Source organism: Nocardia sp. NPDC050799 (assembly GCF_040654015.1).
Lineage (GTDB): Bacteria > Actinomycetota > Actinomycetes > Mycobacteriales > Mycobacteriaceae > Nocardia.
This window is the reverse complement of the sequence record NZ_JBFAHF010000077.1, coordinates 1-6,939: the sequence shown is the minus strand read 5'-3', so window position 1 is coordinate 6,939 and position 6,939 is coordinate 1. Positions and strand designations below refer to the sequence as shown.

Here is a 6,939-nt window from a genome sequence, read left to right as displayed (position 1 = left end):
GTCCGCGACTACGAAACCCGGCCCGATCACCACGAGGCCATGGTCTACATCGCCATGATCGCCACGCTGTCACGGCGGCTCACCCGCAAGTGACCTAGAGTTCCCAGACGTGCTCTGAGAGCCAACCACGCCCGTTCCGGCCTCAACATCATGCTCAGCAACAACTGTGTCGCCGCGGTCGACCGGTATCACGCCCGCCGCGGGACACAAGACCTCGTCGACGGCAATTACAGTCGCGGCGTAGCCGAGGACCGCCGCTACTACACCAGTCTCCTGAAACCCGACCCGTTCCCATTGGAGCGTGCGATGGCCGGCACGAACGTCTCACCCAATGAATGCATTTATATCGGCGATTCCACTACCGATATCCAGGTCGCACATGCGGCGGGTATGCCGGCTATCGCCTTCGCGGACAAACCCGGCAAGATCGAGGCGTTCGCCCCGTTCGAGCCGGATGTGATCATCACCGAGATGTACGCTGTTCAACGCGCGCTGTCGGCACCGGCGTGATATGCGATCGAGCGGACGCGACGGCGCCGGTACAGCAGCGCGCCGCCGGCGTTCACCGCCCAGTGCAGCAGCGCGGGCGCGGTGGCACTTCCGGTATGCCGAGCGAGGACGCCGAAGATCAGGCCGGAGACACCGGTGAACCCGACGGTCGCCCAGACGTTGTCGCCCGCGGCGCGGGCGGGGTGGATATGCCAGAGCCCGAAAACAGCGGCACCGGCCACGGCACCTGCCTTCGCGCCGAATGCACGGTCCAGCAGCGGATCCAACGTGCCCCGGAAGATCGTTTCCTCGGCGTACACCGTACCGAGCGGAATATGCACGGCCACCCATTCCACAGTGCCTACGTCCGGCGTCCGATCGTTCGCATCACCGAGAATCCGGCGCACCGGCGGGATGAGCAGGGCCGCCGTACAACCCACGGCCACGACCCCGGCGCATCCGGCCCCCCAGCGGATACCGCGCTCGGAGAACCAATTCGGGCGGCCGCCGAACACGAACTCGTAACCGGTGGCGGCGACCGTATTGGCCACGGTACGGCCGCGGCGGTCGAGCGCAAGACGGGGCAGCAGCCAGTTGTTCCAGAGCACCGGCGCGGTCACCGCGGCGAGCATCCGCGCTTTCACTTCACTTCCCGCTCATAGGCTTCGTATGCTTCGATCTCGAGCCTGATCCGCTCGGCCAGTTCGGGGTTCCAGTTGGGGGGTTGAGTGACCGCGGCCCAGCCGTCCAGGACCAGACTGCCGTAGCGGTGACCGTGCCCGTCGCGCACCCCCTGGGCGTTCGTGAGATCCGCGCTGATCTGCCAGAAGGTGACCAGCGGCGCCCAGCGCACCCGGGGTGAGACATCGGCGCCACGCGGTTCCGACAGCCAATCCGGCCGGGTCAGGGCGAGGTCCGGTGACCACCAGACGATCGGGTCGGAGGCGTGCTGCAAGTAGGCGATCCGCGGCGCCCGCCATTCCGGGCCGGGCCGGGCGAGGTCCTCGTGATCGCCGGCGAACCGGATCACCAGGCCGTCGGCGTAAACCGGCTCTGTTTCGGGCGAGCCGGGATCACGCCGGTTCACGAACTGCTGCCACAGCCGGTTGGAGTTCGGCGGCCCGACCCAGAGCGCGCCGTCCACTTTCTCCCGCAGATCGGCGAGCCCGTCAAAAGCGGCCTCCGACCCTTGGGATCCGAGGCTTTCGCCGTAGACGAGCAGTTTCGGTCGCTCGGCGGCCGGCCGGGTGCGGGTTTTGCGGTAGATCGCGTCGAACAGTTCCCGGCCCGCGGTGGCGGCCTTGCCGCGGTCGGCCAGAAACGACAGCGCGCTGGGCAGATACGAGTACTGGGTGGCCACGATGGCCGAATCACCGCCGTACATGTATTCGATGGCGTTGGCGGCCATGGAGTTGACCCAGCCGGTGCCGGTGGTGGTGACCACGACCAGCGCCTCCCGGTCGAAGGCGCCGGTGCGATCCAGTTCGGCGACCGCCAGATCGGCCTGGCTCAGTCCCGTGTCCTCGACCGATTCCAGCCCCACATAGGCGCGGATGGGTTCCTTCGCGGGCCGGCCGGTGACCCAGGAGATGCGCTGCGCACTCGGCCCGTGCGAGACGAACCAGCGCCCCTCGAACCCGAGCGTTTCCCAGGGCGCGAACGACTCCGGACTGCCCGAGCGTTCGGCGAGGCGGGGCTGTACGGCGAATCCGGAGGTGTGGTCGTTGCGCACGCTGAACGCCGAGTTCGCGGCGGCGAAGAAGGCGCGGGTGGCGACACCGTTGAACAGGGTCACCACGAGCAGTACCAGGACCAGGAAACCCGCGGAAGGGGCCAGCTCCCGGGGTATCCTGACCCACCGGTTCAGCTGGCGGGCCAGGTACAGGATCAGTTCGCGCACAGTGCGATAGCAGGCCACCATCAGCACGCCGACCGTGAGGCTCAGCCCCCCGGTGCGCAGGTAGGCGGGAGTGGTGGTGCCCTCCATCCCCATCAGCGCGGCGATCTCGCGCTGCCAGTGCGCCGACTGCACCAGCATGTAGCCGGCGCTCAGCGCGGCCGTCACCAGCACCGCGGATTTCAGGGCGTAGCGGGTCCAGGTGGGCGGCGCCGGTATCCGGGTGAGCCGGGGCCGCACCCACAGGCGGAACAGCCACTCCAGCAGGCAGCCCACGCCGTACCCGATGGCCGCGTTGATCCCGCTGATCAGACCCTGGAACATCCAGTCGCGCGGCAGCAGCGACGGTGATACCGACAGCGCGAAGAACACCGTCGCGACCACCAGACCCACATAGTTCAGGTCGATGATGTGCTCGGTCCGCCGAACCACGGCAATACACCGCCGCCGCAACCTGGTCACGGAATCAGCGGTTTCCAGCACCCGTCCAGTATGGCGGGCGGGACCGGCGCCGGAGGGTGGCCCGGGTCACCTCCGGCGCGCCAGCCGCGGGTCCGGGTCAGGCGTGGCCGCCGAAGAGCGCGGGTAGCGTGCCCTCGTGCGCGGCGCGCAGCTCGGCCAGCCCGACCGAGAACTGACCCTGCACCTCGACCGAATCCGAACCCTGATCGACCACACCGATGCGCACCCAGGGCAGTTCCCGGGCCGTGCACATACGAGTGAAGCGGGTCTCTTCCGACCGCGGCACCGCGACCAGCACCCGGCCCGCCGATTCGGAGAACAGCATCACGAACGGGTCGGCGTCCTCGGGCAGCAGGATCCGGCAACCGGTCTCGCCGGCCAGGGCCGCCTCGACCACGGTCTGCGCCAGGCCACCCTCGGACAGGTCGTGGGCGGCACTGATCATGCCGTCGCGCGAGCCCGCGGTCAGGACATCGGCGAGCAGTTTCTCGCGGTCGAAATCGACCTGCGGCGGCAGCCCGCCCAAATGGCCGTGCGCCACCTGCGACCAGACCGAACCGCCGAACTCGTCGCGGGTGTCGCCCAGCAGGATGAGCGTCTCCCCCGGTTCCAGGCCGAGTCCGGTGGGGATACGGCGGTGGACGTCGTCGATCACACCCAGGACCCCGACCACCGGAGTGGGCAGAATGGCGTTCTCGCCGGTCTGGTTGTAGAAGCTGACATTGCCGCCGGTGACCGGGATACCCAGTTCCACACAACCGTCGGCGAGACCGCGTACGGCCTGCTGGAACTGCCACATCACGCCGGGATCCTCCGGGGATCCGAAATTCAGGCAGTTGGTGACCGCCTTCGGCGTGGCGCCGGTGACGGCCACGTTCCGGTAGGCCTCGGCCAGGGCCAGCCGCGCACCGGTGTACGGATCGAGTTTGGTGTAGTGACCCGACGCGTCGGTGGCCAGCGCGATACCGCGACCGCTCACCTCGTCGATCCGGATCACCCCGGCGTCGGCCTGTTCGGCGAGCACGGTGTTTCCGCGCACGTAGCGGTCGTACTGTTCGGTGATCCAGCGGCGGCTGCACAGCTGCGGACTGGCCACCATCTTCAGCAGGGTGTCGCGCAGTTCCTCGGCGGTCTTGGGACGCGGCAGGTGGTCGGGGGTGTCGGCGTTGAGCGCGTCCTGCGTGGCCGGACGCTGCACCGGCCGCTCATAGACCGGGCCCTCGTGCGCGACGGTGCGCGGCGGCACATCCACCACGGTCTCGCCGTGCCAGGTGACCTCCAGCCGCTCGCCGTCGGTCACCTCACCGATCACCGTGGCCAGCACATCCCATTTCGCGCAGACCGCGAGGAAGGCGTCCACGTTCTCCGGGGTCACCACCGCGCACATGCGCTCCTGCGATTCGCTGGAGAGCACCTCGGCGGGGGTCATATCGGCCGCGCGCAGCGGGACCCGGTCGAGTTCGATGCGCATCCCGCCGTCACCGGCGGCGGCCAGTTCGGAGGTCGCACAGGACAGCCCGGCGCCGCCGAGGTCTTGGATACCCACCACCAGCCCGGCGTGGTACAGCTCCAGACAGCATTCGATCAGGACCTTCTCGGTGAACGGGTCGCCCACCTGGACGCTCGGCAGCTTCTTGCGGCCGCTGCCGGAGTCGTCACCGGAGAAGGTGTCCGAGGCCAGCACTGAAACGCCGCCGATACCGTCGAGCCCGGTCCGCGCACCGAAGAGAATGATCTTGTTTCCGGCGCCCGAGGCGAACGCGAGGTGCAAATCCTCGACCCGCATAACCCCCGCGCACAGCGCGTTGACCAGCGGATTTCCCTGATACGAGGCATCGAAGACGGTTTCGCCGCCGATATTGGGCAGCCCGAGGGAGTTACCGTAACCGCCGACCCCGCGGACCACACCGTCCAGCACCCGGCGGGTATCGGCGGCATCGGCGGCGCCGAAACGCAACTGGTCCATCACCGCGATCGGACGCGCACCCATGGCCATGATGTCGCGGACGATCCCGCCGACCCCGGTGGCCGCGCCCTGATACGGCTCGACATAGGACGGATGGTTGTGGCTCTCCACCTTGAAGGTGACCGCCCAGCCGTCACCGATATCGACCACGCCCGCGTTCTCGCCGATACCGGCGAGCATGGCCGAACGCATCTCCTCGGTGGTCGTCTCGCCGAAGTAGCGCAGATGCACCTTCGAGGATTTGTAGGAACAGTGCTCGCTCCACATCACCGAATACATGGCGAGCTCGGCATCGGTGGGCCGGCGCCCCAGGATATCCCGGATCCGGGCGTATTCGTCGTCCTTGAGGCCGAGCTCGGCGTACGGCTGCGGCGTATCCGGAGTGGCGGCGGCGGTGGCGACCGTATCGACCTGCTCAGTCACGGGGGTACCAGGATCCTTTCGTAGGTTGGCGCGCCGGCGCGCGCGGGCTCCGGCCCTCCGGGCTCCCGCCGCGGCTCGCGGCAGGTGGCATCGGCGCCACGGTTCGGTCGGAACGGGGGCCTCGGCGGCGGGGCCCCGACAGAGTTGATCCAGCACGAATCCTACGTCCACCTGCGCCGCACCGATTACCGACCCCATCGCTGGAAAACCCTGGCCCCTGCCCTGACCGGAACCGGCCTACGGAGCGAGGAAGGCCGCCAGGGCCGCCGCGTAGGCGGTCACATCGGCGGCGCCCATCATCTCCCGCGCCGAATGCATGGCCAGCTGGGGCGCACCCACGTCCACGGTCGGCATACCGGTGCGCGCGGCGGTCATCGGGCCGATGGTGGAACCGCAGGGCAGATCGGCGCGATGCACATAACGCTGCATCGGTACTCCGGCCCGGTCACAGGCCAGCGCGAAGGCTCCCGCGCCGACGGCGTCGGTGGCGTAGCGCAGATTCTGGTTGACCTTCAGCACCGGCCCGCCGTTGATATCGATGCCGTGCGAGGGCTCGTGCCGTTCCGGATAGTTCGGGTGGGTGGCGTGCGCCATATCGCCGGACGCGCACACCGACCCCGCGACCGCCGCCAGGAATTCGGCGCGGCCACCGCCACGGGCCAGCACGATCCGCTCCAGCACCGTGGGCAGCAGCTCGGACTGCGCGCCTCGGTCGGATTGGCTGCCGACTTCCTCGTGGTCGAACACGGCGAGCACCGGGACGGCGTCGCCCGGATTCTCGACGGCGGCCCGGAAAGCGGCCAGACCCGCGTAACACGTGCCCTGATTGTCCAGGCGTGGTGCGCTGATCAGATCCCGGCCGGCACCGATCACCCGGCTGGGCGTCAGATCGTGGGTCATCAACTCCCAGCCCAGCACCGTCCGCGGATCGACCCCGGCGGCCTCGGCCACGTAATCGAGGAACGCGGCCCGTGCACTGCCCACACCCCAGATCGCGTTGACATGCCGCTGCGGATCCAGCGTCACCCCGCGCCGGTCCTCGGACAGATGGATCGCCAGCTGCGGAACCCGCAGGATCGGTTCGTCGATCCGCACCAGCCGCTCGGCCAGCCCCGTCCCCTCCCGGACACTGAGCCGCCCGGAGATCCCCAATTCCCGATCCAGCCAGGAGTTCAGCCAGGCACCCCCGTACGGTTCCAGCCGTACAAGCTGCCAGCCCGCGACCGTCAGATCGGGATGCTGCTTGACTCGCAGATTCGGGCTGTCGGTATGCGCCCCCACCACCCGGAACGGACCAGCCTGCGCCGGATCGGCCCATGCCACCAGCGACCCACCGCGCACGATGTAGTACCGGCCCCCGGTACCGGGCCACGCCCGGGTCTCGTCCAGCCGGACGAACCCGTCGGTTTCCAGCGCCTCGGCGATGGTCCGGCAGACATGGAACGGCGAAGGCGACGCATCGATGAACTCACACAACCCGGCGGCCGAAGCCGCGACAGCAGAACTCGGCATGCTGTGACCCTAAGCGTGACCGGGCGCTCGGGGCGCGGGGCCCTCGCTCTGCTGGTCCGCATATCCACGCGGCCGTCGAATGCCGACGCAACCGTATGCGTCGAGTTTTACGAGACACCTCGAAGGGTTGAGGCCCGTCTCGCCGTTTCGGCCTCGAAAGCGCATGAGCCGAAGGCTCGAGTCTCGAGGC

The 6,939-nt window shown here is 68.7% G+C and carries 5 protein-coding genes; 1 reads left to right on the top strand and 4 read right to left on the bottom strand.

Going from position 1 to position 6,939, the window contains the following annotated elements; all coding sequences use genetic code 11:
- The first annotated feature begins 114 nt into the window (after positions 1 to 114).
- Entirely contained in the window at positions 115 to 510 is a 396-nt protein-coding gene (locus AB0H42_RS35160) for an HAD hydrolase-like protein (protein ID WP_357064076.1), read from the top strand.
- Here AB0H42_RS35160 and AB0H42_RS35155 read toward each other — a convergent pair.
- The 4 genes from AB0H42_RS35155 to AB0H42_RS35140 all read right to left on the bottom strand — a co-directional run bounded on the left by AB0H42_RS35155 (position 483) and on the right by AB0H42_RS35140 (position 6,749).
- Positions 483 to 1,133 (bottom strand): CPBP family intramembrane glutamic endopeptidase, encoded by a 651-nt coding sequence (locus AB0H42_RS35155; RefSeq protein WP_357064074.1) that lies wholly within the window; start codon positions 1,131 to 1,133, stop codon positions 483 to 485. The genes AB0H42_RS35160 and AB0H42_RS35155 overlap by 28 nt on opposite strands.
- Positions 1,130 to 2,818 carry an alpha/beta hydrolase gene (locus tag AB0H42_RS35150; protein WP_357064071.1) on the bottom strand — a complete coding sequence of 563 codons (1,689 nt, stop codon included), beginning with the start codon at positions 2,816 to 2,818 and terminating at the stop codon, positions 1,130 to 1,132. Before AB0H42_RS35150 ends, AB0H42_RS35155 begins: the two co-directional genes overlap by 4 nt.
- A gap of 127 nt (positions 2,819 to 2,945) precedes the next feature.
- Entirely contained in the window at positions 2,946 to 5,237 is a 2,292-nt protein-coding gene (purL, locus tag AB0H42_RS35145) for a phosphoribosylformylglycinamidine synthase subunit PurL (protein WP_357064068.1), read from the bottom strand.
- A 237-nt stretch (positions 5,238 to 5,474) separates the two neighbouring features.
- Complete coding sequence (locus AB0H42_RS35140) at positions 5,475 to 6,749, bottom strand: M18 family aminopeptidase (protein WP_357064066.1); 1,275 nt, start codon at positions 6,747 to 6,749, stop codon at positions 5,475 to 5,477.
- Positions 6,750 to 6,939 lie beyond the last annotated feature (190 nt).